At 37.6% G+C, this 23,973-nt stretch carries 25 protein-coding genes; 3 read left to right on the plus strand and 22 right to left on the minus strand.

The genetic code is table 11. From position 1 onward, the window contains the following. Window positions 1-175: 175 nt before the first annotated feature. Window positions 176-1,240 carry an FUSC family protein gene (locus IGL49_RS10080; RefSeq protein WP_104855037.1) on the minus strand — a complete coding sequence of 355 codons (1,065 nt, stop codon included), beginning with the start codon at window positions 1,238-1,240 and terminating at the stop codon, window positions 176-178. Between the two features lie 371 nt (window positions 1,241-1,611). On the opposite strand from IGL49_RS10080, the gene IGL49_RS10085 reads away from it, so the two are divergent. Further along, a complete protein-coding gene (locus tag IGL49_RS10085; RefSeq protein WP_104855038.1) occupies window positions 1,612-2,130 on the plus strand; it encodes a hypothetical protein in 519 nt (172 codons plus the stop codon). 211 nt (window positions 2,131-2,341) lie between these two features. Here the strand turns inward: IGL49_RS10085 and rpmG are convergent, their stop codons facing one another. From rpmG to IGL49_RS10115, 6 genes are all read right to left on the minus strand, one after another. Then, window positions 2,342-2,491, minus strand: a complete 150-nt coding sequence (gene rpmG, locus IGL49_RS10090; protein WP_002356321.1) for a 50S ribosomal protein L33 — start codon at window positions 2,489-2,491, stop codon at window positions 2,342-2,344. Between the two features lie 125 nt (window positions 2,492-2,616). Continuing rightward, window positions 2,617-4,755, minus strand: a complete 2,139-nt coding sequence (locus IGL49_RS10095; RefSeq protein ID WP_104855039.1) for a penicillin-binding transpeptidase domain-containing protein — start codon at window positions 4,753-4,755, stop codon at window positions 2,617-2,619. Between the two features lie 165 nt (window positions 4,756-4,920). Continuing rightward, window positions 4,921-6,858, minus strand: a complete 1,938-nt coding sequence (gene thrS / locus IGL49_RS10100) for a threonine--tRNA ligase (protein WP_104855040.1) — start codon at window positions 6,856-6,858, stop codon at window positions 4,921-4,923. A 394-nt stretch (window positions 6,859-7,252) separates the two neighbouring features. Beyond that, complete coding sequence (locus tag IGL49_RS10105; RefSeq protein ID WP_002356318.1) at window positions 7,253-7,432, minus strand: 2-hydroxymuconate tautomerase; 180 nt, start codon at window positions 7,430-7,432, stop codon at window positions 7,253-7,255. 162 nt (window positions 7,433-7,594) lie between these two features. Further along, window positions 7,595-9,040: a L,D-transpeptidase family protein gene (locus IGL49_RS10110; protein WP_164982994.1), complete on the minus strand. Its 1,446-nt coding sequence runs from the start codon at window positions 9,038-9,040 to the stop codon at window positions 7,595-7,597. A 145-nt stretch (window positions 9,041-9,185) separates the two neighbouring features. Continuing rightward, the gene (locus IGL49_RS10115; protein WP_104855041.1) at window positions 9,186-10,049 is read right to left on the minus strand and encodes an aminoglycoside 6-adenylyltransferase; all 864 of its coding nucleotides are present in this window, start codon (window positions 10,047-10,049) and stop codon (window positions 9,186-9,188) included. Window positions 10,050-10,171: 122 nt separating this feature from the next. On the opposite strand from IGL49_RS10115, the gene IGL49_RS10120 reads away from it, so the two are divergent. Beyond that, complete coding sequence (locus tag IGL49_RS10120; RefSeq protein ID WP_104855042.1) at window positions 10,172-10,753, plus strand: YdcF family protein; 582 nt, start codon at window positions 10,172-10,174, stop codon at window positions 10,751-10,753. Window positions 10,754-10,909: 156 nt separating this feature from the next. Beyond that, on the plus strand, window positions 10,910-11,854 hold the full coding sequence (locus IGL49_RS10125; RefSeq protein WP_104855043.1) for an endo-beta-N-acetylglucosaminidase: 945 nt from the start codon (window positions 10,910-10,912) through the stop codon (window positions 11,852-11,854). Window positions 11,855-12,134: 280 nt separating this feature from the next. Here the strand turns inward: IGL49_RS10125 and IGL49_RS10130 are convergent, their stop codons facing one another. The 15 genes from IGL49_RS10130 to accB all read right to left on the minus strand — a co-directional run bounded on the left by IGL49_RS10130 (window position 12,135) and on the right by accB (window position 23,972). Then, window positions 12,135-12,965: a DUF6287 domain-containing protein gene (locus IGL49_RS10130; RefSeq protein ID WP_104855044.1), complete on the minus strand. Its 831-nt coding sequence runs from the start codon at window positions 12,963-12,965 to the stop codon at window positions 12,135-12,137. A 318-nt stretch (window positions 12,966-13,283) separates the two neighbouring features. After that, window positions 13,284-14,003 (minus strand): YebC/PmpR family DNA-binding transcriptional regulator, encoded by a 720-nt coding sequence (locus IGL49_RS10135; protein ID WP_002356305.1) that lies wholly within the window; start codon window positions 14,001-14,003, stop codon window positions 13,284-13,286. 86 nt (window positions 14,004-14,089) lie between these two features. Continuing rightward, complete coding sequence (locus tag IGL49_RS10140; protein WP_164982995.1) at window positions 14,090-15,277, minus strand: nucleotidyltransferase; 1,188 nt, start codon at window positions 15,275-15,277, stop codon at window positions 14,090-14,092. Between the two features lie 80 nt (window positions 15,278-15,357). After that, window positions 15,358-16,098, minus strand: a complete 741-nt coding sequence (locus IGL49_RS10145; protein WP_002356302.1) for a class I SAM-dependent DNA methyltransferase — start codon at window positions 16,096-16,098, stop codon at window positions 15,358-15,360. A gap of 1 nt (window position 16,099) precedes the next feature. Then, window positions 16,100-16,438: a ribosome silencing factor gene (gene rsfS / locus IGL49_RS10150; protein ID WP_104855046.1), complete on the minus strand. Its 339-nt coding sequence runs from the start codon at window positions 16,436-16,438 to the stop codon at window positions 16,100-16,102. A gap of 46 nt (window positions 16,439-16,484) precedes the next feature. Beyond that, a complete protein-coding gene (gene yqeK, locus IGL49_RS10155; RefSeq protein WP_104855047.1) occupies window positions 16,485-17,075 on the minus strand; it encodes a bis(5'-nucleosyl)-tetraphosphatase (symmetrical) YqeK in 591 nt (196 codons plus the stop codon). Beyond that, a complete protein-coding gene (locus IGL49_RS10160; protein WP_002365150.1) occupies window positions 17,053-17,712 on the minus strand; it encodes a nicotinate-nucleotide adenylyltransferase in 660 nt (219 codons plus the stop codon). Before IGL49_RS10160 ends, yqeK begins: the two co-directional genes overlap by 23 nt. A 17-nt stretch (window positions 17,713-17,729) precedes the next feature. Beyond that, a complete protein-coding gene (gene yhbY / locus IGL49_RS10165) occupies window positions 17,730-18,041 on the minus strand; it encodes a ribosome assembly RNA-binding protein YhbY (protein ID WP_002356298.1) in 312 nt (103 codons plus the stop codon). Between the two features lie 23 nt (window positions 18,042-18,064). Continuing rightward, entirely contained in the window at window positions 18,065-19,174 is a 1,110-nt protein-coding gene (yqeH, locus tag IGL49_RS10170; protein WP_104855048.1) for a ribosome biogenesis GTPase YqeH, read from the minus strand. Continuing rightward, a complete protein-coding gene (locus IGL49_RS10175; RefSeq protein WP_002356296.1) occupies window positions 19,171-19,698 on the minus strand; it encodes a YqeG family HAD IIIA-type phosphatase in 528 nt (175 codons plus the stop codon). Before IGL49_RS10175 ends, yqeH begins: the two co-directional genes overlap by 4 nt. Before the next feature lie 221 nt (window positions 19,699-19,919). Next, window positions 19,920-20,708, minus strand: a complete 789-nt coding sequence (locus IGL49_RS10180) for an acetyl-CoA carboxylase carboxyl transferase subunit alpha (RefSeq protein ID WP_104855049.1) — start codon at window positions 20,706-20,708, stop codon at window positions 19,920-19,922. A 1-nt stretch (window position 20,709) separates the two neighbouring features. Next, window positions 20,710-21,576, minus strand: a complete 867-nt coding sequence (accD, locus tag IGL49_RS10185; protein ID WP_002356293.1) for an acetyl-CoA carboxylase, carboxyltransferase subunit beta — start codon at window positions 21,574-21,576, stop codon at window positions 20,710-20,712. A gap of 94 nt (window positions 21,577-21,670) precedes the next feature. Further along, window positions 21,671-23,041 carry an acetyl-CoA carboxylase biotin carboxylase subunit gene (locus IGL49_RS10190; RefSeq protein ID WP_104855050.1) on the minus strand — a complete coding sequence of 457 codons (1,371 nt, stop codon included), beginning with the start codon at window positions 23,039-23,041 and terminating at the stop codon, window positions 21,671-21,673. Between the two features lie 7 nt (window positions 23,042-23,048). Further along, the gene (fabZ, locus tag IGL49_RS10195; RefSeq protein ID WP_002356286.1) at window positions 23,049-23,474 is read right to left on the minus strand and encodes a 3-hydroxyacyl-ACP dehydratase FabZ; all 426 of its coding nucleotides are present in this window, start codon (window positions 23,472-23,474) and stop codon (window positions 23,049-23,051) included. 3 nt (window positions 23,475-23,477) lie between these two features. After that, on the minus strand, window positions 23,478-23,972 hold the full coding sequence (gene accB / locus IGL49_RS10200; RefSeq protein WP_104858677.1) for an acetyl-CoA carboxylase biotin carboxyl carrier protein: 495 nt from the start codon (window positions 23,970-23,972) through the stop codon (window positions 23,478-23,480). Window position 23,973: the final 1 nt, after the last annotated feature.

Below are 23,973 nucleotides of genomic sequence, written 5' to 3' on the forward strand. Positions count from 1 at the left end.
GACTGGCTCAGCAAAAATTGCGGCATTTAAAGATAACAGTTGCTCATTGATTAACAGCATGCGTATAATTTGATAATATGGAATATACGCTAAAATGAATCTTTCCCCATTCTCTATAATTAAAGTAATGCCTAAGGAGCCTAACACTCTTTCAAGAAAGAGTGTTAGGCTCCTTTTATTCCGACAATTTCAGCCACTGCTTGCGATTGCAATAAGACATAGTTTTTACAAAGACAAAATGATAAAACAAACCATAAGCTAGCCCCAACATATTTAACAAAATTCTTAAGTAAAGACTTGTTTCTAGCCCAAATATCATAGAAGCTGCCATGATAGCACCAACACAATTAAAAATCGTTTTACTTTTATAAGACGTACATAGGCCTAAACAAAGACCTCCTAAAATACCAAGCAGGTTCGTTGGTAAATAAAATAACAAGATAGCCGATACTATAGAGCCAATAACGACCCCTATTATTCGTTCTTTGGCTCGTTCAGACAATTTAAACGTGTCATACCCAGAAAATAATGAAGAACTAGCAAATGTTGCCCACATAAAGCGGTCAATCTGAAGGTGCGTTCCTATAAAAAGTAATAAGCTAATGCCTAAAGCGTAATAACCAAACCAAATATTTCTTTGATTAAAAAAACCATTTTCCTTAACCATCTGTATAAAAGTAATCTCATGATCCAACTTTTTATGTTTCACATGATAAACAAAAGCTAAAAGTAGATAGGCAAACACTAATACAAAGAAAGTTTGTTCTAATTGCTGAAACGATTGATAGTGAACAGTGCCAACTAAATATAAGTAGGAGAACGTATACAAGCCAGGATTACCCATTTTAGGGTTTTTACCAGTTAAGAAAAACAATGCCAGCAAGCAGATAAAATGAAGAACTAATTGTAAAAATGATACAGAAATCAATGAAATTAGTGGACTAACACCCAGAATTGTTAACACGATTCCTAAACTAAGCAAGGCCTGTTTTTCCCTATAGCCGTATGAGACGAAACGGATACTCAACAGCAAACAAAATAATACAATTGAAAAAGGCGCTACAGCTTTTCCAAAGAAAAAAGTAATCGTCGACACCCATAAAATCGCAAACGAAACTAATAAAAGATCTCTTATTAACAAAGCGCGCCAAAAATATCTCCGCTGTTTTTTAGTGTCCGCTTGATGAATTTTTTGTTTTAAAATAAATGGATCTAACTGCAATAATTGATAAAAAGTCACCAAAAATCATCTCCTAAAACTCGACTCTTCTCAATTCATTATTCCAACTTTTCCTTCTACAAAATCATAAAAAAAGTAGTTGTGACGAAAATTTTACTACAACTTTTTTTCTGAATCAATACATGCTTTATTTCTTAATTCAATACCTCTCCCGATACGATTTGCTTACTTCATAAAAAATAAGCCTAGAAAAAATCAAAACGATTAATTCTAGACTCAAAATTAAATAACTGTTGAACAAAAGCTAGCGCTTTTTTATGTGCGTACATTTTTATACAAATATAGCTAAAAAAATTTTTTATACAAAAAAAATATTGATAATAAGTATAGAGTATGATTTAATTATAATATAAAGAAAAGGAGGTTTTTTTATGAAAAACAAGTTTAAAGTTGTTGTTGTTATTGGTTTGTTGTATGCTAGCTTATCATCTTTTGCTTCTAACGTTAATGCAGTTGCTATCGGTGGAACAGAAAACTTCAAGGTTGATGAAAGCGATAACAAAAAAGCATTAGAGTTTGTTGAAAATACTAGTGACTTAAAAAGTTCTCCCGTACCTATTAAAAATTTGACTACTCAACAGCCCGTCTCATCATCTAATATTTTATTACGAGCTACTAAAAAGTTATACACCTCACAAGACAATAGTCAATATCCAGCAATGTTTCGTATCAATTACCTTGTCCCTGTAGGATTTAACTGGCACGAAAATGGTATACCTGCAGCTGCAGTAACTATTACTTCCAATCATAAGTATCTTTATTTTGTTAATGTTCAGGATACAGGTATAGGAGGTTATGGAACTGGAGGCTATTATTGGCGTTATTTCAAAACCAGCAATAAATACTATTGGTTGTCCGCTTGGAATTACAACCATTTAGTTTACGGTTAAAAATATCTATAGATAGAATAGGTCGAATCAATAATTTAAAACTTACCAAACAAAGTTAGACCAATAGTCTAACCTTGTTTGGTTGTTGATGCTTCTTTTTACTATGATGATTTTCAAAAAAACTACATCAATAACTAAATTAACAATTACTGATAACAAAAAAAGCCTAGAATCCTTGTTGGATAAGGATTCTAGGCTCTATCTAACTAAATTATTTAGTTTCACGATGTAAAGTAACTTTTCTTTCACGTGGGCAATATTTTTGTTTTTCTAAACGATCAGGATTGTTACGTTTATTTTTATTTGTTAAGTAGTTACGTTCTTTACAAGAAGTACACTCTAAAGTAATGTTTACGCGCATGTTTTCCCCTCCTACTAATAATTGATCTTTCCAAGAGATTTCTTAGACTTGAATATCATACCATTTTTTTTGTCGTTTGACTACCCTTTTGGGCAAATTTGTAAAGTAGAACTACTTTACAAATTTTATTTTTTGTACATCTCCATATACGCTTCTAAAACTTCTTTAGCAATCGTTTGGTTTGGTTTGGATTCTTCGTCATTTAAGTGTGGTAAAACAACGCTAATTGCAATTTCAGGGTTTTCGTAAGGTGCGTAAGCTACCAAGTTACTATTAACCGTTGTGTGAACAACTCCGTTAGCATCCGTTGCTTGCGTTTCAGCGGTCCCTGTTTTAGCAGCAATTGAAAATTTGTCTGATTTTAAACCCGGTGCCGTAGTAAATTGACTAGTTCCATGTACCACATTATAAAAACCTTGTTGAAGAATTCCTATTTGGTCTTGAGAAATATTTACCTTATTCAAAACTTTGGGTTCGATTTCTTTCAAAATTTTTCCTAAAGCTCCATTTTCATCATTACCATAGATTCCTTCTACTACATGAGGTTGCACGCGAATACCATTATTTGCGACAGTGGAAACGTATTGTGCTAATTGTAACGGCGTGTAGTTATCGTATTGTCCAAATGATAAATCTAATAGATTCCCACCTTTAGGCGCTTCAGCAGGATCTTTGAAATCTTTATTTATATATCCAGGACTTTCACCAGGTAAATCGATGCCTGTCTTAATCCCCATTCCATATTCAGCATAAGCGTTTCTTAGCTCTTTGAAAACTTTGTCATCGCCAATTTCATACGGGAAGACCATATTGGGATAGTAATTTACGCCCATCAATTTAAACACGACTTTCATCATATAGGCATTAGAAGAGTACTCTAACGCTTGCTCAGCAGTTAATTGCATTTGTGCGTTGCGACCACCACTATTCCACCAAGAAGCTTTTGGATTTGTACCAGCTAAAATAATTGGTTCATCTAATAGAGTATCATTTCCTTGTAATACTTTTGCCTCATAACCAGCTGTTAAAGTGCCTGCTTTCACAACAGATCCAGGTACCTCAAAGTTTAAAATAGGACCTAAAGGATTAGGTGTGACTTCTCCTGTCTGTAAATCATGACTAACTCCGGACATCGCTAAAATAGCACCTGTTTGAGGGTTCATAGCAACGACATACGCATTTTCTGAGTATGGTCCAATGGTTTTGACAATTTGTGAATAGTTTCGTTGTAAAATTTCATCAACTTTGTTTTGGAAATTTGAATCAATCGTTAATTTTAAGTTGGAGCCTTTTTCCCCTTTGGAAATTGGGGTTTGTGAAACAATATTTCCGTTATTGTCTAAAACGACTTCTGATTTTGCTTTTTTACCTTGTAGAACGTCTTCATATTGTTTTTCTAAATAGCTAGTCCCGACACGGTCATTTCGTGCATAGCCTTTTTTCAAATATTCATCGACTTCTTCGGCTGGCAATCCTTGTTTTTCAGTTGAAACGGTGCCCAACAGGCTACGTAATGCACCACTTTGAGAATAATCACGCGTCCAATCAGTCCCTGTTGAAACACCAGATATTTCCGCTGTATGTTCACCAATTGTCGCAATTTCACCTTCTGTCACACCTTCATTCTTGATGAAGACTGTGTTCATTTGTGACGCTGCATTCATTCGTTTAAAAATCGTCACTGCTTGTAAGGTCCGATCATCAAACGCAATTTCTTCAGGAGTGACTTTTTCAACTGCTTTGGCATATAATGTGCCTTCGTCCGTAATTTTGTTGCCTTTTTCATCTTCTTTATCTTGATCGGTTAAACGGGCTTGAGCTGCTTTTAAATTTTCAGGATTCGCTAACCAATAATCTTTTTTGTCACGATCCGTTAAGTTTGGATCAACTGGAACGTTAATAAGTTCGTTGACTTTATTCGCAATCGGCAAAATATCTTTTCCTTCAATATTTTTTCCTCGTGTGTAAGTGATTGCTAAATTGGCTTTGTTAGAAACCAAGACTTTTCCTTGTGAATCATAAATTTGTCCTCGAGGGGATGGTGTCGTGATTTGTAGTGAAGAGTTGGCAGTGATTTTTTTGTTAAACTCTTCTCCTTCTACGATCTGTAAATACCCTAAACGGACAATTAATGAAACAAATAAAGTGAATATCACAAAAAATAATAAGTTCAATCGAAAAGGAATATGTGGCTTTCTACCTCGTTGACTCTTTGCTGCGGCATCTGTTTTTTTTATTTTATCTATAAATGAGTTTTTCTTCATACCTCTAGTCCCTTCACTAAAAAGTTTCGCATTCTCATTGTAACAAAAAATAGTCAAAAAATCAGGATTATTCCTAGCTCTAAGGAAATATTTAATTATTTTGTTGTTGAAAAAAAGTCAAAAGGACTTCTAAATTCAGAAGTCCTTTTGACTTTTTCTCTTTTTTTAACGGCTGTAGTTGTGAACTTCAGCAGCCATGCTGTCAACGAAAATTGATAAATCTTCGACAGACGTTTCTTTGCTTCCATAACGACGGACGTTCACCGTTGCGTCTTCCATTTCTTTGTCCCCGACCACTAATTGATAAGGTACTTTTTGTGTTTGAGAAGCCCGAATTTTGTAGCCCATTTTTTCGTTACGATCATCGACTTCAACACGTAAGCCTTGTGCTTGTAAACGTTCTTTGATTTCATAAGCATAATCCGAATGTGCTTCTACAGAAACTGGGATAATAGTTGCTTGAATTGGTGCTAACCAAGTTGGGAAAGCGCCTTTGTAAACTTCTGTTAAGTAAGCTACAAATCGTTCCATTGTTGAGACAATACCACGGTGGATAACAACTGGACGATGTGTATTTTCACCATCTTCGCCGACATAAGTTAAGTCAAAACGTTCTGGTAATAAGAAGTCTAATTGGATTGTTGATAGTGTTTCTTCCATTCCTAAAGCTGTTTTTACTTGAACATCCAACTTAGGACCATAAAAGGCGGCTTCACCTTCTGCTTCAAAGTAATCTAATTCTAATTCATCCATGGCAGCTTTTAACATCGCTTGCGCTTTTTCCCACATCGCATCATCATCAAAATATTTGTCTGTATTATTTGGATCACGATAGCTTAAGCGGAAACGATAATCCGTAATGTTAAAGTCAGCATAGACAGCTACCATTAACTCCAAAGTACGTTTAAATTCGTCTTTAATTTGGTCAGGACGAACAAAAGTATGGCCATCGTTTAAAGTCATTTCACGAACACGTTGTAATCCTGATAATGCGCCAGATTTTTCATAGCGGTGCATCATGCCTAATTCAGCAATTCGAATGGGCAATTCGCGGTAACTATGAATGTCATTTTTATAAACCATCATATGGTGTGGACAGTTCATTGGACGTAATACTAGCATTTCGCCATCGCCCATATCCATTGGTGGGAACATATCTTCATGGTAATGATCCCAGTGACCAGATGTTTTGTATAATTCCACATCAGCCATAATTGGTGTATACACATGTTGGTACCCTAAGCTAATTTCTTTGTCCACAATATAACGTTCAATTGTACGACGAATGGTTGCGCCTTTTGGTAACCAGAAAGGTAACCCTGAACCAACTTCTTGTGAAACCATAAATAAATCTAACTCTTTTCCTAATTTACGGTGGTCACGTTCTTTGGCTTCCTCGCGCATTTTGATAAACTCTTTTAAATCTTTTTTATCGAAAAAGGCAGTGCCGTAAATTCGTTGCATCATATGATTGTCAGAATTTCCGCGCCAATAAGCACCAGCTACTGAAAGTAATTTAAAGACTTGAATCCGTCCTGTTGAAGGAACGTGAACGCCACGACATAAATCAACAAAATCGCCTTGATCATAGACAGTGATGATTTCATCTTCTGGTAAATCTGTAATTAATTCAACTTTGTAAGGATCATCAGCAAATAATTCTAACGCTTCTGCACGTGAGATTTCTTTACGAACGATTGGGTTATTTTCCTTCACAATTTTCATCATTTCGGCTTCAATTGCAGGTAAATCTTCCGCTGTCACGGGGGATTCTCCATTATCTGTATCGTAGTAGAATCCAGAATCAATCGCAGGACCTACGCCAAATTTAATGTTAGGGAAAAGACGGCGTAAAGCATTAGCCATTAAATGAGCTGCCGAGTGACGTAAAATTCCTAAAGCATCTTCATGATCAGGTGTCACGATTTCAAGCGAACCATCTTCTACGATAGGACGATCTAAATCGATTAAAACACCATTGAATTTACCAGCTAAAGCTTTTTTGGCTAAACTGTTGCTAATGCTTTTAGCAACATCAAATGTTGTAATCCCAGAATCAAACGGTTTGACAGCGCCATCTGGAAAAGTAATGTGAATAGACATAATAAAATTCTCTCCTTTTAATTTTTGATTTGAAGCGTTTCATTGTGTTCCTGTTTTTCACAATGAAACGAAACAGCCACCTGTTCCCCTTGTTAAAAAACAAAAAGTCCTAGTATTCTAACGAATACTAGGACGAAAATATCGTGGTTCCACCTAATTTTGAACACAAATAATCTGTGTTCCTCTAGCGTGTTAACGGTGCGACCGCCTTTGTTTCAACAAAGGTTTCGAAAGTGGTCATCCCTTGTGCCAATCTGGAAAATTTTCAGCCAAGATTTTCCTCTCTAATAGATCGCGGGCAAGTTCAGTTGTCTTTCTCATCAATCATTTATGCACTTATTTAACCACTTATTTTCAGAAAAAGCAAGTGATTCAACAGAAATTCTCTGAAAACTTATTTTTTCCATTCGCCGCCTTGTGCATAGCGGTCTTTTTTCAATTCGTTGACAATCACATGGATATTCTCTTTTGGTGCACCAGCGTTTTTTGACACAGCTTCTGTAATATCTTTGACCATATTAGTTAACTGTTCTTCTGTGCGGCCTTCAATTAATTCTACATGTACAAATGGCATCTTCGTTCCCCCAATTTAATTTGCTTGTTCTGTTTGTATCATAGAGCGGGTTATGACGCTTGTCAATAAAAAATTGGGAACATCAGTCGTTACGCTGACGTCCCCAATCTTCACTCTTCAGATAAATAAGTGGACTAAAATACGATTTTGCCTAGTATCTCTCTATACTTCTTCGCCGTAATCCACAGGTTTATCAAATTCACCTGGTGCATCATCATAGATATGCCCGTAAATAATTACCGGCATTCCGTCATAAGATACGTCAAAGATTTTCGAAACTTCTGTTCCTGGCGTATTGATACAGCCATTACTACCAGCATCGGTTTTAAAGGCTTCTTTATCGCCATACTTATCCAATTTATGGTCGGAGTCATGAATCCCAATTTGTGTGACAACGCCCCCTTGACTTAATAACGGCATCCAATATTTTACTGGCACACTGTATCGAGAACCATCAAGCATTTGACCTTCTAAATTCACATCGGTTGTCCGATATAAAATTGTATGGAAGCCTGGTACTGTTGCAGTTCCTTTGTTATATCTGCCAGTAATGACATCTGTGGTGACTATTTTTTTACCATCAATGAAACAATACATTTTTTGATCTTTTAAATCAATTTCAATGTAATTATTGGCAATTTTACTATTTTCTTTGGTATCGCCAACCAACGGAGCAGTGATTGCATTCGTTTGTTCTTGGCTATTCAGCGCATTTACTAGTAGTTCTTGCGTTTTGGCCCCATCAATCGACCAGCCATAACTTCCGTTGTTTTTAAAACGACGTGTCGTGCCGTGAACATCTGTAAATAAAACTGGTTGATTAGCAGAACCATATGTTGTTTCTAATTGTGTCACCCAAGTAGTTAGTTTTTCTTTGTTGATTGTGCCATCATCATTCAGCACGTTTTGAATTTGTGTTTTATCAAAGGCTACTTTTTCACCATTAATATCAACTGTAATTGTTTTATTTAACTTGTTATTGAGCGTTGTCAATGTTGCCTTTAACGTTTGATCCTCTTTTGTAATTTCAGGGGCTTTATAAAAATCTTTGGCATTGTATTGATAGTTGCCTTTTCCCGCTTCAACATCCGCAATAATCTGCTGATTTAAGCGCTGTGTGTCCACTACTGTGCCTTGTTCTTCGGGAACAATTTCAAAAATGCCATTGCCTCGACGGATACTCGCATTTTTGCTTGGCGTCCCCTCTGGAAAACTCAAAGTCGCTAATTTAGCCTCTAGTTCTTTTTTGAACGCCTCATTTAACGGTAGCTTCACCTTGCTACTGTGTAAATGATCTTTTAAAAATTTTTGATCCAATTGGTATTTTTTAGGAAGTTGAATTTTTTCTTCTTTTGTCCCCGTTTGAACCACAACTTCTTCGGTTTGATTAACTTGCGCTAATTTTTCTTCTGCGGCATTTACATTTAACCAGCCCACAGAAACTCCATTTACTTTTGTGGTTGGTAAAAAGTGACTTTGAAAATAAACATAGCTGCCCCCAGCAACCAGAGCTAGTCCAACCAAAGAAGTAATAATTACTTTCTTTTTATTATTTTTTCCTGATTTTTGACGACGTGTATTACGTATTTGCATTTCTTCTTTTTTCATTTGTTCATCCTTTATATCAATAATTTTAGGTTTATTTCTTAGAGACTAGGCAACAAACAACTGCGGTGATTTACAAGTAAAAAAGATGCCCTATCTTCGCTGATTAATTTTTTCAATTATACACTATTTTTATGTTGTTTTCAGCTTATTTTCCTTGTAAATCCTTTAATCTTAAAGAATTTGTATACTCTGTGACTTTTTTTGCTTCTTGTAAATGATACGTAAACTGGGCCATTTTAGCAAAATCCTGAGCGACGACGTTAAAAAAGGCTTGTGTCTTTATTAAGCTGTTCCAACAAGCTTCTTTACTAGAAAAATCTAGCAACGATGCTAATTGATCCATCGTGTCAGGAGTGACATAATTTTTCAGATACTTAAATTGTTTCCCAACAGAAATTGGCTCTGGTTCCTGCCAAGCCGCTTGCCAAGAAAGCAAGCGCAACAGTTCCTGCTGACAATATTCATAGAGATGTGTGACAGCGTAAAATAATTCATTCCGACAAAGCCCCTTAACTACATACGTACTAACCCACCAAAATTCATTGCAACAATCGTTAAATTGCTGCTGATCCGGAACTGTTACTGTATAATTTTTATCAGATGCTACAGGTAAAGGTGGCAAGCTGTCATCTTTGTCTAACAAGATAATTGCTAAAGAATCTCCTTCATTCCAATTGTCTTTTTCTGCGAGAGGACACAACGTTAAATCGATACGTTGACCATCTTCAAATAACATTAAAAATGTTTCCCGAGTCTTCGGTTCTGTGGGAAATAAGGTCATTTCCTTGGGACGTTGCATAATTAATGGTTGACCAAATTTTGCTGTCCACGTTGCTGTTTTAAAAAACTCAGCACGTGGTTCTACAATATAAACAATGTCGAAATCTTGAAAACTATCTTTTGGCGCTTTCACATTCGTGCGAGAACCCACCATTCCCATGGCTCGAATGTGTTCTTCTTGTTTTGCTACATCCAGAATAAGTTGAAACATTTCTTCTTCTGTACGCATTCACTCGCTCCCTTTCTTCAAAAGTTTCTATCTAAAACATAGATTTTTTTATAAGTCTTTTGTTTTCTATCGCTTTTTCTATGGTACTTCGTATACACTAACATTACAAGGAGTGATGTTTTATGCATTGGTTAAAAATAACAAGTTTATCCATTGTCAGTTTTGGCTTTTGTATTCTTTTGATTTTAGGTCTACTTATTTTTACTGGCAAAAATACGCAACCCACCGATAAACCAGATGCTATTTTAATTTTAGGGGCCCGCGTTCTAGGAACGTCTAAAGAAACCGCACTGCCCAGCCGTGTTTTGCAAGCTCGGTTAGATGTGGCTATCCCCTATATTAAACAACACCCCGAGACACCCGTGATTGTTAGCGGAGGGCAAGGAGCAGATGAGCCGACTACGGAAGCAGCGGTTATGAAACAATACTTGCTAAATAAAGGTGTTCCAGAAAAACAGATTCTTTTAGAAAGTCGTGCGACACGCACCAAAGAAAATATTGTCAATTCACAAAAAATCCTTTCTTTTAAACGTCTAGTCATTGTTACTAGTGACTTTCATATGTATCGCTCACAACTTTTAGCCAAGCGAGCGGGCATCGCAAACGTTTCAGGCATTACTGCGGCTTCTTCTTTTCCAAAAGACATCAAAAACTTCAGTCGAGAGCTTCTTTCTTTAGGCTATGCCTTACTCTTTGATTGGTAAAATCGTGTCCTTCGTAAGATTATTTTGCGGAGGACATTTTTTTATTCTGTGGATTTGCTCACATTTGTTCTCTTCTTCTTGTGTTTAAATTATAAAAATGATAACATATCTTTGTTAGCGCTTACAAAAAATATTTATTTATAGGAGGAGAAAGTTATGGGGCATCAATTAAACACTCATTTTTTTAACAAGAAAACTGGGATTATTTCAACTTTTTTAAGTTTGATCCTTTTAGTCGGTGGTTTACTGTTTGCACTACCTGAATTTGAAGTACAAGCAGCATCAAATGTTACGCCTAAAACAGTCATGTATGTAGAAGTAAACAACCACGATTTTAACAATGTGGGAAAATATACTTTAGCGGGGACCAATCAACCTGCTTTTGATATGGGGATTATTTTTGCAGCCAATATTAATTATGATACGGTCAATAAAAAACCTTACTTATATCTCAATGAACGGGTCCAACAAACTTTAAACGAAGCTGAAACACAAATTCGTCCAGTTCAAGCACGCGGCACTAAAGTCCTATTGTCTATTTTAGGCAACCATGAAGGCGCTGGCTTTGCTAACTTCCCAACTTACGAAAGTGCGGATGCCTTTGCAGCCCAATTAGAACAAGTCGTTAATACGTATCATTTAGATGGTATTGATTTTGATGATGAGTATGCTGAATACGGAAAAAATGGTACGCCTCAACCAAATAATTCTTCGTTCATTTGGTTACTTCAAGCCTTAAGAAATCGCTTAGGCAATGATAAATTAATTACTTTTTATAATATTGGACCAGCAGCTGCGAACTCTTCGTCTAATCCTCAAATGAGTTCTTTAATTGATTATGCTTGGAATCCTTATTATAGTACCTGGAATCCGCCACAAATTGCGGGTATGCCTGCTTCTCGTTTAGGTGCTTCTGCCGTTGAAGTTGGTGTCAATCAAAATCTAGCGGCGCAATATGCTAAACGTACAAAAGCGGAACAATATGGTATTTATTTAATGTATAACCTCCCAGGAAAAGATTCATCTGCGTATATCTCGGCGGCAACACAAGAACTTTATGGTCGAAAAACGAATTATTCACCAACTGTTCCAACACCTTAATTATTATCTCGTGTCTACAAGCGCCAACATATAAAGAGTTAAAAGCCAGCTTACTACAAGCTGGCTTTTTGGTATCTTGAGCGAATAGTTTTGAACATAAAAAAGACCCGCCCTTTGGGTAAGGACGGGAAAGGAGTTAAAAATGAAAAAGTGTTTTGTGTTGTTAAGGTTGTTTGTTGGTATGCTTATATCTTACAAACTAAATGTGAATATTTTATGATCATTTCATTCTTATTTTGCTACTTTTATAGGAATTAAATAGATTGCCACGAGACTATCTTTAGTTGCCTTGTGCATCCGTTATTCTGACTGCTCCTTGTGGTGATACTCTGTAAAAACCGACAGTGCCAGTCCCTCCATTTGCAACCATCTGTTTCGACTGCGCTCTAAAAAAGAAGTCATTTCCATTCATACCCAAAAATCCAAGGTTCGTATCATTATTTTCTGCATCAGGCAATGTCTTTCTGATACATGCCTCTGCTTTTTCTTGTGTATCGATGATCTTTGTATCTTCATTTTGGTCTTGAATCCCCTCTTCAGAAGAACGATAGTAATACTCTTCCGCAGGATAATTCCCACTGTCTTGAGTAATTAACAATCGCGGTTTCGTCTTATCCGATTGGTCGCCGTTAGGATTTTCAACACCAATTTTATATAATAATAAAGCGGCACCAGTAGGACCCCACCTAATACTTAGGCTTGTAATTGGTCGCGACTCATCAGTAGGTGAATCCTTCGTAATCATTCCTTCGGTATTTGTACTGCCATCAGGATGAATGATCAAACTATCTCCTTTGCCATTTTTCCATGTTCCAGCTAAAGTAGTAAAATCGCCAGTATTAATCGCTGTAGTGTCTAAATCAGCTACGGTTAGCTGACTGTTGTTTTCATCAGCTGTGGGCTCTTCACTTTTCACTGATTCGTTAGACTCGACACTGCTGCTCACTTGTTTGTTTGTCTTATCAATTGTTTCACTCGTTTTTTCATTCGTCTCTTCAACTTTAGAGGATGCCTCAGTTGGAGCGGTTACTTTCTTTTCTTTTGGTTCCCGACAAGCGGCTAACGATAAAACCGCTACCCCTACAAGAATCGCTAGTCTTCCCTTTTTCACGCCTATTCACCCCGTTCAATAATCTATCTTACTAAAATATTGTACTATTAATTCAACTGTTTAGACAAATATTTATGGAACAGACAAAAGTTGAACCTGTCATTGAATGCTTTGCGTCACATTGACCTATCAATCAACTGTCTTTTTTTCTATGTATTCTATGGAAAAAAGAGCGTGGGACAAAAATCACTTTGGATTTTTGCTCCACGCTCAAAAACTGATAAACGGCGGGAACAGAAGCAACTCCTTCTTATTTCTCGGAGTTAAACACTTCTGTCCCGACCTCTTTCTAAATCTTCAAATAAACGAACAAATGGATTATTCAGGTAAATCTACATTATGATGAACTTTTTGAACATCTTCTAAATCTTCTAAAACGTCTAACATTTTTTCAAAGTTCGCTAAATCGTCGCCTTCTAATGTTACTTCGTTTTGTGGAACCATTTCTAACTCAGTAACCGTGAATTCTTCAATGCCTTTTTCTTTTAACGCTTCTTGTGCATGGTGAAAATCTTCTGGCTCTGTGTAAACGATAATTTGACCGTCTTCTTCAACAACGTCGCGAACATCAATGTCTTTTTCCATTAAGTATTCTAAAATTTCATCCGCATCGTCACCAGCAAAGCCAATGATACCTGTATTATCAAACATGTAGGAAACAGCACCGCTGACACCCATGTTTCCGCCGTTTTTACCAAATGCGGCCCGCACATCTGCTGCTGTTCGGTTCACGTTGTTTGTTAAAGCATCAACAATGACCATTGAACCATTTGGTCCAAATCCTTCATAGCGTAATTCAGAATATTGTTCATCTGCTGAACCTTTTGCTTTTTCAATAGCGCGATCAATAATATGTTTTGGTACATTGTATGTTTTGGCGCGTTCGATTACAAACCGTAATTTTTGGTTTGCATGAGGATCAGGGTCTCCTGACTTCGCTGCTACGTAAATTTCAATCCCGAATTTTGCATAAACACGGCTATTGTTTGCGTCTTTGGCAGCTTTTTTCTCTTTAATATTTGCCCATTTACGGCCCATATTCTCACTTCGCTTTCTCTGATTTGTTGTTAGTATCTTATCCCTTGTTTATTATACTGGGGAAACTGATTTTTGTTAAGTATTTTTTAGGTATCTGGCGAAAATCGTAGGGGAAACCGACCAAAATTTTGTTCTTTTAAAGAAGAATCTCCCATCTGGTATAGTTGATTGGCGCGAATATCTAACGAAAGCATTGCGCGGTTTTCTTTAGATACTTTAGAAATTACCGGCAATTGAATCTGTGTTTTGGTTTCTTTTAGATAAGCTTGTCCCTTTGGCGTAAATCCTAGCACATGGAGATAACTGTCTTGCCAAACATTTTCAACTTCTTCTTTGGTCATATTTAACAATATATAGGTTGCTAATCGTTGCAATCTTGTCCAAGTATAACGCTTCGTTTTCATGCGTTCCATTAATTCGTGAAAAGAACCTGCTGCTTGGATTTGATCTTTTAGTCGATATTCAAGTCCTTCCGTCATTTGGTAAATGGCTTGTAACTCTTCTAGCGAGGATTGAACAATTTTATACTTTAGGAAGGGCCAGTAGTTTTCCCATGAAATCATGGCCTGTGTTTGTAAATGTTGTGCGGTTATAGAAGGAACCGTTGGCAGTACTTGCGTTATTTCTTGTTGAAAAATACTTTGCCTAATCGCCGTGGCGCTAGCAACTTTCCCGGAAATCGTTGCATCATGAAAGCCCGCTTGTTTTCTAGCAATTGGGTAGAGCGTCATCGGGGTTGGATACGTGGCATTCTCTTTTGCATAACTCATCCCCAAAATATGATTAGGCGAAGAAAAATCAAACCTACTTTCAGGATATACTTGACGAAAAACAGCAGTCATTTTTTGTGGATAACTCAACTGTTTGTCTGTCAATGCGTGGAACGTTTGATCAATTAAGGATTGATTTTCTTGGACAAACTGGCCGAAAGCCGCATAATCAATTGCGCTTGTACTATCTGTTCCAAAACATAAGCTCTCACATTGCAACGCCTGCAATAGCTTTATACCGCCTTTGGCAAAGTAATCCGCAGACTGTACCGACCAAGCTGTCGGCAATTCAATGACTAAATCCACACCATTTTGCAAAGCTTCTTCTGCTCTGGCCCACTTATCTAGTAAGGCTGGTTCTCCTCTTTGTAAAAAATTCCCACTCATTATAGCAATCACTACTTCAGCTCCGCTTTGTTGGCGAGCTTGTTGGGCATGATAGCGATGTCCATTATGAAAGGGATTATATTCCACGATAATGCCACAGGCTTTCACTCTAGCCACCTCCGTTATAAAAAAATGGACTTATCAGCAAAGAGACAAACGTTTTTAAGCGCTGTCCCAAGCTCATAAGCCAAATCTTATTAATCTCTTTGACAAACAAAGAACCAGCGTTCACTTGTTTCAGTTGGTGCTTCATCTGTAAAATCTGCATAAACTTTGACGTTCATGAAACCAGCGCTTTCTAACATTCGTAAATAGTTATCTAACGAATAGGTTCGTTCTTGATGCAATTCATCATACCGAACAAAGTGTTCATCTGTTTCCTGTTCTTTCACAAAAAATGTTAAGAAATGTTCGATGCTGTGTTCTTTTTCACCAGCGTAACTATCCCATAGAAAAGCAAATTCTTCTGTTTGATAATGATAGCTATATTCCGGAAAAACTGAATCAATTTTGTAAGTAGAATGAACATCAAAAATGAACGTTCCTTCCTCTTCTAACGCTTGATAAACTTCATCGAACACTTGTTGTACTTCTTGGCGATTAGCCATGTAGCACAGTGAATCAGAAAAACAAGTGATGGCTTGGTATTGTCCCACTTCAGATAAATCTAGCATATTTCCCTGAACAAATTGAACTGGCACTTCTTCTTCAAAAGCTCGTTCACTAGCAATCATCAACATTTCTTCTGATAAGTCTAAGGCCGTCACATCGTAACCACTTTTTGCAAAATCAACTGCTAAAGCGCCTGTACCACAAGCCATTTCAAGAATTTGTTGGGTTCCTTGTGGGAGATGACGATTGGAAAAATCCAACCATTTTTGGTATAGGCTTTCGTCCATCACTTCGTCATAGACGAAAGCAAACGTTTCATAGGCCATTTTAGTCGACCCAAGCGCTTAGATCAACCATTGGGGCATCTGACCATAATTTTTCTAAGTTGTAAAAGGCACGTTCTGAAGATTGGAATACGTGGACAATAACATCACCTAAATCGATTAAAATCCATTTTCCGCCTTCTTTACCTTCCACACGTTTGACTTCTATTTGATTTTTGGCTTCTTGTTCGTTAATTTCATCAACAATCGCATTGATTTGACGTTCACTATTGGCTTGGCAAATTAAAAAATAATCTGCTAATAATGAAATCTCTCTTACGTCTAATGCGACAATTTCTTCTGCTCGTTTTGAATCTGCTGCTTTGACAGCAATTTCTAAAATTTTCTGGCTATCTATGATAGTTCCCTCCTAGTAATTCTTTCTTCTTTTATTTTTGATTAACGACCCATTGATTGTAGGTCTCTAACGTTTTTGGATAAATTTTATGTTCTTGTTCAATCAAATGTAACAAGGTATGTTTCGTTTCATAAGCAACCGCTGCATCTAAGTCAACAAGGGCAATTTCACGGGCTTCTTTCACACCTGGAAAATCACGTCCTGGTTCAATGTAATCTGCGACATAAATAATTTTATCTAGCAAGCTCATCTCAGCAGCCCCAGTTGTATGCACACGAATTGCTTGCAAGATTTCTTCGTCATCAATGGCTAATTCCCGTTGAACAATATCCGCCCCAACTAAGCCATGCCAAATTTCATTGCCATAGTTTAATAAACCCAAATCAAAGCCATCACGGCGAATAATCAACTCGAATTCATCGTTTGGACGTTCTTTGGCGTAATCATGCGTCAAAGCAGCAATACTGGCTTTGGCTTCATCGGCACCATATTTTGCTGCCAAGGCCACAGCTGTTTCCTCGACCCCTAACACATGGCGAAAGCGACGTTCACTCATTTGCATTTGAACTTTTTGCATTAATAATTCGCGTTGTGCAGCATCATAATTTGTTATCCAGCTCATCTTGATACAGTCCCTTCTCTTGAATATAGTTTATCACATTCTCTGGAAGAAGATAGCGTGTTGAGCAACCACTTTTCACTTTTTGTCTAATCAAAGTGGAACTAATCGCCATCTGCGGAACGTCGACCCAAATAATTGGATAGGTAGATTCCGTTGGATAATTAGGACGCCGAATGCCGACAAATTGAACTAAATGGAGTAAGTCATCAATCCGATGCCATTTGGGCAAGTATTCCACCATATCTCCACCAATTATAAAATAATAATCAGTATCTGGGTTGGCTTCTTTTAAGGCTTTCATCGTATCATACGTGTAACTTTTGCCTTTGCGAATTAATTCAATTGGCTCAATATCTAAGCAGGGATTATCAGCCACCGCTAGTTCTAACATCGCTAACCGATGTTCGCTGCTAATTGTTTTCTTTTCGTCTACATGTGGTGGTAAGTACGTAGGCATTAAGTAAACTTTGTCCAATCCTAGTTGATTTTGAACTTGATCGGCCATGACAAGATGTGCTAAATGAACGGGATTAAAATTACCACCTAACAAGCCGACTTGCTTTCTTGTTTGAAAACGTAACGGTTCCTCTTGCAAGAGAACGTCCGCTCCTTGACGCGCTTGTCTTTTTTCTCCCATTGTTCATCCCTCCAATATTAAATCTCTTTGACTGCTGCTGAAATTTTTTGATATTTTTCTTTACTTGATGGCTTGAATAAGACCAACACGCGACCAATAATTTGTACCACATCGCAATGAATGGCTGCTGTTAGTTCTTCTGCAACCTCTTCTGCTACTTCATCTGTATTTTGTAATAACGTGATTTTAATCAATTCACGTTTTTCCAACGCTTCATCAATTTGTGTAATCATTGCGTCATTCAAACCACCTTTGCCTACTTGAAAAATAGGTTGTAAATGGTGTGCCTGACTACGTAAATAACGTTTTTGTTTTCCTCTAAGTTTCAAATTGTTTGCCTTCTCTCTAAAATTTAAATTAATGCTTTTCTACGTAAAACATCGACACCTTTAGGCGCCCAACCAGCGACGACACCAGGTTCTGTGACAGTAATCCAACCTAGACCAGCAAACACAATATCCGTTTTTTCTTTCACGGAAAATTCAAAGCGCACTAATTCAGGAAACTCAGCGACTTCATCGGCACGTGGAGGCTGCAATAAGCCACCAACATGTTTTTCATAAAAAGCATCGGCGGTTGCTGTTTTTGTTCGGTGTAAATTTAAGTCATTGGAAACATAGGCAATGAAGGAACTTTTAGCACCTTGGACATAATCAAAGCGAGCCAAGCCACCTAAAAACAAGGTTTGTTCAGCATTTAATTGGTAAACTTTCGGTTTGATTTCTTTTTGCGGTGCAATAATTTTCAAGTCTTTTTTACCTAGGTAATGTGCCATTTGATGACGGTGAATAATTCCGGGCGTATCGATTAAAAAGTGGCCATCGTCTAATGGAATTTCAATTTTATCTAGCGTTGTGCCAGGAAATTGTGATGTTGTAATCACATCTTGAACACCCACTGTTTGTTGAATGATTTGATTGATTAGTGTTGATTTTCCAACATTGGTCACACCTACGACATAAACGTCTCGGCCTTCACGATATTTTTCGATTATATCTAATAACTCTTGCATTTCTTGCGGTTTCTTGCCACTTGTTAGTAAAACATCAACAGGGCGTAATCCTGCTTCATGGGCCCGTTCTCTCATCCATTGAACCATTTTAGGTTTTTTTAATGATTTAGGCAAAATATCCACTTTATTGCCAACTAACAACACGGGATTGTCTCCGATAAAACGATGTAATCCTGGAATGAGAGACCCATTAAAGTCAAAAATATCCACTACGTTCACAATCAGCGCATCTTCTGTTCCTAAACCATTCAATAAACGTAAAAAGTCATCGTCTGTTAATTGGACATCTTGAATGTCATTATAATGTCTTAAGCGAAAACAACGTTGGCAATAAACTTCCCCTGTTTCCATTCCTTTTTCGAAAGCTGTTTTTGGTGTATAGCCTAATTCATGAGGATTTTCCGTTTGGATAATCGCACCACAGCCAATACAATGAATTGCCTCTGTCATTCTAATCCGCCTCTCCATGTCATTTCTGGATGTTTTTTTGATAAGTATTTCATAATTTTCCGTTCAAAGAACCGATTGATTCTAGTATTCCAACCATCTGTATCAACAATCGGTTGAACTAAAACATTGCGTATGCCCGCTGCGTTAGCTCCCCGAATATCTGTCATAATCTGATCGCCGACCATTAACATTTCAGACGGCTTCAAACCTAATTTTTTTTCTGCTAATTTGAAGCCACGTGCGGTTGGTTTCAAGGCACGTGCTACATAATCTAAGTCAAACTTTTCAACAACGCGTTTAATCCGGCTGTCTTTGTTGTTTGAAACAACGAGGACAGTAATTCCTGCATTTTTCATTTCTAATAACCAAGTTTTTAATTCTTCTGTTCCATCGGGATTATTCCAAGCAATTAACGTATTATCTAAGTCAGTTAGCACTGCCTTAATCCCCAGTTTTTTTAATTGTGCGGGGGTAATTTTATAAATCGCATCAATCATCCATGTCGGTTTATATTTTGAAAACATCGTGACTCCTCTCACTGACACTATGTAGTTTCTTCGATTTTAAGAGACTGAAACATAACTAAACAATTATGCTTCAGTCTCTACCTATTGTATTATACTGCATTTTACTGAAAATTTCTATAAAGGACGGTCGTTCCTTGTAAAAGAACAAGTAAAATAAAAGAAAAAATAAAAAAAGCCACCCATCAACCCCTGAAAAGTTCGTTGATGAGTAGTAACTTCTAATATTTGCGAAAACGTTGGTATCTTTTTTCTAGTAACGTTTCCGTATCTAATTTAGCTAATTCAGTTAATTTTGAAATAAACGCTTTTTGTAACATGCGATTAATTTTTGCTTGTTCCAGAGGCTGACCGTTCATAACTTCTGGAATTACTTTATCTACAATAGCTAGTTCCTTCAGCTCTGTCGCTGTGATTTTCATCAATTCTGCTGCTTCTTTCGCACGACTGCCATCTTTCCACAAAATAGAGGCGAAACCTTCTGGCGAAAGGATCGCATAAATCGTGTGTTCCAACATCCAAACTTCATCTGCGACTGCTAAAGCTAAAGCACCGCCACTGCCACCCTCACCAATGATGACTGAAATAATTGGCACTTTCAAATCAGACATCTCTAACAGGTTTTGCGCAATGGCTTCCCCTTCTCCTCGCTCTTCAGCACCAATGCCACAATAGGCACCAGCAGTATTCACAAAGGTAATGACTGGGCGATTAAATTTTTCCGCTTGTTTCATTAAACGTAACGCTTTGCGATACCCTTCAGGATTAGGTGAACCAAAATTACGTTCAATATTTTCTGGTAGATTTCGGCCTTTTTGAATACCTACCACTGTAACTGGTTTCCCTTGCAAAGTAGCAACACCACCGACTACAGCTGAGTCATCGGCAAAGTAACGATCCCCATGAAATTCTAAGAAGTCATCAAAAATTGCTTCTATATATTCTAAAGTTGTTAAACGATCTTGGGCTCTGGCCAAGGTAACAACATCATTGGCTGTTTTCTTTTCCATGCTAGCGCCACCCTTCCAAAGAATGTAAACGTAACAAGTCGCTCAATCGTTGACGCAAAAGATTTCTTGGCACAATCTGGTCTACAAAGCCATGTTCTAAAAGAAACTCAGCCTTTTGAAAATCATCTGGCAACTCTTGACGAATTGTTTGTTCAATTACACGGCGGCCAGCAAAACCGATTAAACTCTGAGGCTCTGCCAAAATAATATCGCCATCCATCGCAAAACTTGCGGTAACACCACCAGTCGTTGGGTCAGTCAAGACCGTAAGATACAGCAAGCCTGCTTTGTTATGCCGTTGCAAAGCAGCCGAAATTTTCGCCATTTGCATCAATGAAAAAATTCCTTCTTGCATACGGGCACCACCAGATGCAGTGAAAATCACCACTGGTAAATGCTTTTCTGTCGCCCGTTCAAACAAGCGTGTAATTTTTTCACCAACAATCGTTCCCATACTGCCCATGATAAAATTAGCGTCCATGATTCCAATTGCAACAGCTTGTCCTTCAATTGTTGCTTCTCCCGTTAAGACAGCTTCATCTAGTCCAGTTTTTTCTTGCATTTTTTCAATCTTTTCAAGATAACCAGGAAAATTTAGTGGATCTTTTGTCACTAATTCACTGTCCCAATTGTGGAAACTTTTTTCATCAACGGTTATCGCTAATCGTTCCCATGCACCAATCCGAAAACTATAGCCACAATGCGGACAGATTTTTTCTGCACCCATTTCTTTTGTATACAGTGTTCGCTTACAAGAAGGGCATTTTGCCCACATATTATCTGGAACAGAAGGCTTCTTTGATGCATCATTTGCATCAGCACGATTTGGATTAATGCGAATGTAATTTTTCTTTTTAAATAATGCCATTTGCTTACTCCTCGTATTTTAGCGGCAAGAGCACAGCTCCTTTCAAAAGATCAATGATCTTTCCAAGCAAGAGAGCTCTTGCGGCGTTCTTTCTTTAATGATTGCTTTCTGGCTCCCAATTTGGTAGAAATGTTTCTTGTAAAAAGCTTGTGTCATAGTCACCCGTCAAAACATTGTCATGTGTAATTAAATCCAATTGGAATTCGGCATTCGTAATAATACCTTCTGTTACAATTTCATTTAAAGCCCTTTGCATTTTCATCAAGGCATCAAAACGATTTTCACCATGCACAATGACTTTCGCAATCATTGAATCATAATAAGGCGGAATTGAATAACCTGAATACATAGCGCTGTCTACACGCAAGCCCATTCCACCACTAGGCAACAAGAGATTTTGAATTTTACCTGGTGAAGGGGCGAAATTAAAGGCAGGATTTTCAGCGTTAATTCGGCACTCAATCGCATGCCCAGTCATGATAACATCCTCTTGGGTATAGGCTAAAGGTTCACCTGAAGCAATTTCTAATTGTGCTTTGACTAAATCAATCCCTGTTACCATTTCCGTAACTGGATGTTCGACTTGGATGCGGGTATTCATTTCCATGAAATAAAAGTCGCCAGCTGGATCCATCAAAAATTCAATGGTTCCGGCATTTTCATAATGCACAGCTTGTGCTGCTCGAACGGCCGTTTCGCCTAACATCTGACGCTTTTCTTCAGAAATAGCAATCGATGGTGATTCTTCTAATACTTTTTGATTATTTCTTTGTAGTGAGCAATCACGTTCCCCTAAGTGAATCACATGCCCATATTGATCACCTAAAATTTGCACTTCGATATGACGTGCTGGATAAATAATTTTTTCTAAATACATATCATCATTACCAAATGCGGCTTTGGCTTCTTGCTGCGCTGAAGTAAAGTGTTTCGGTAACTCTTCTTTTGAAAGAACTTTTCGGATTCCTTTTCCGCCACCACCAGCAGCTGCCTTCAGCATCACTGGGTAACCAATTTCTTCAGCAATCGACAACGCTTCTTCGACAGAAGCAATGACGCCATCACTCCCTGGAATAACAGGTACCTTCGCTTTTTGCATCAGTTGACGTGCGTTTATTTTATTGCCCATTGCATCAATCGTTTCTGCTTTAGGACCGATAAAAGTAATGTTGCATTCTTCGCACATTGAAGCAAATTGACTATTTTCAGATAAGAAACCAAACCCTGGATGAATCGCTTCAGCATTGGTAACAATCGCTGCACTTAAAACAGCTTGAACATTTAAATAAGAATCAGTTGCTTTCGCCGGTCCAATACAAATGGCTTCATCTGCTAACTGTGTGTGTAACGCTTCTTGATCCGCTTCAGAGTAAACAGCAACTGTTTGAACGCCTAATTCGCGACAGGCACGAATAATGCGAACAGCGATTTCTCCGCGGTTTGCGATTAATACTTTCGAAAACATTTTTCACCTATCCAATCATAAAGGTTAATTCAGCCTCGGCAACTTTTTTTCCATTAACTTTTGCCACACCTTTACCCATTCCAGCAGAAGCGCGGACTTTTAAAAGTTCAACTTCTAAAATTAATGTGTCGCCTGGTGTTACCTTTTGTCTAAATTTTGCTTTATCTAATCCACCAAAGTATGCCGTTTTCCCTTTGAATTCAGGCATTGAAAGTAGTGCCACGGCGCCTGCTTGAGCCAATGATTCAATAATTAGAACTCCTGGCAAAACAGGATTTCCAGGAAAATGACCTTGAAAAACTTGCTCATTAACCGTTACATTTTTTTTCGCTACAACGCGTTCCCCGGGAATGACTTCTTCAACACTATCTAATAATAAAAAGGGATAACGATGGGGTAAAATTTCTTGAATTTCTGTAATTGTTAATTTCATGTTTTATTCTCCTTTAGCAACTCGGAATAGCAGCTGACCAAATTCAACCACATCTTCATTGTTGACTAACACTTCGGTAATCACACCGTCAACTGTCGCCGTAATTTCATTCATTAATTTCATCGCTTCAACGATACACACAACGTCACCCGTTTTAACAGTGTCTCCTACTTTGACAAAGTTTTCTTTATCTGGAGCTGGTTGTAAATAAACGATTCCTACAATTGGTGACGTAATTTCTTCAGTCTTTTCATTGGCTGTCGGTGTATTGGTTGGCGTTTCTTCAACAACAGAAACTGTTTCAACAGGCACTGACACACTACTAGTACTAGAGGCTATTGGTGTTTCTTGTGGTTGCGCTACTGATTCTACGGCACTTCGTCCAGAAGCTGTATTTTTATTCATATATAATTCAAACGAGCCTTCTCGTAAATCAAATTCGGTTAAAGTTGATTGATCAAATTGTGTTAATAATGCTTTTACTTCTTCTAACTGCATG

The sequence above is a fragment of the Enterococcus sp. DIV1337a genome, assembly GCF_051712285.1.
Classification (GTDB): domain Bacteria; phylum Bacillota; class Bacilli; order Lactobacillales; family Enterococcaceae; genus Enterococcus; species Enterococcus faecalis.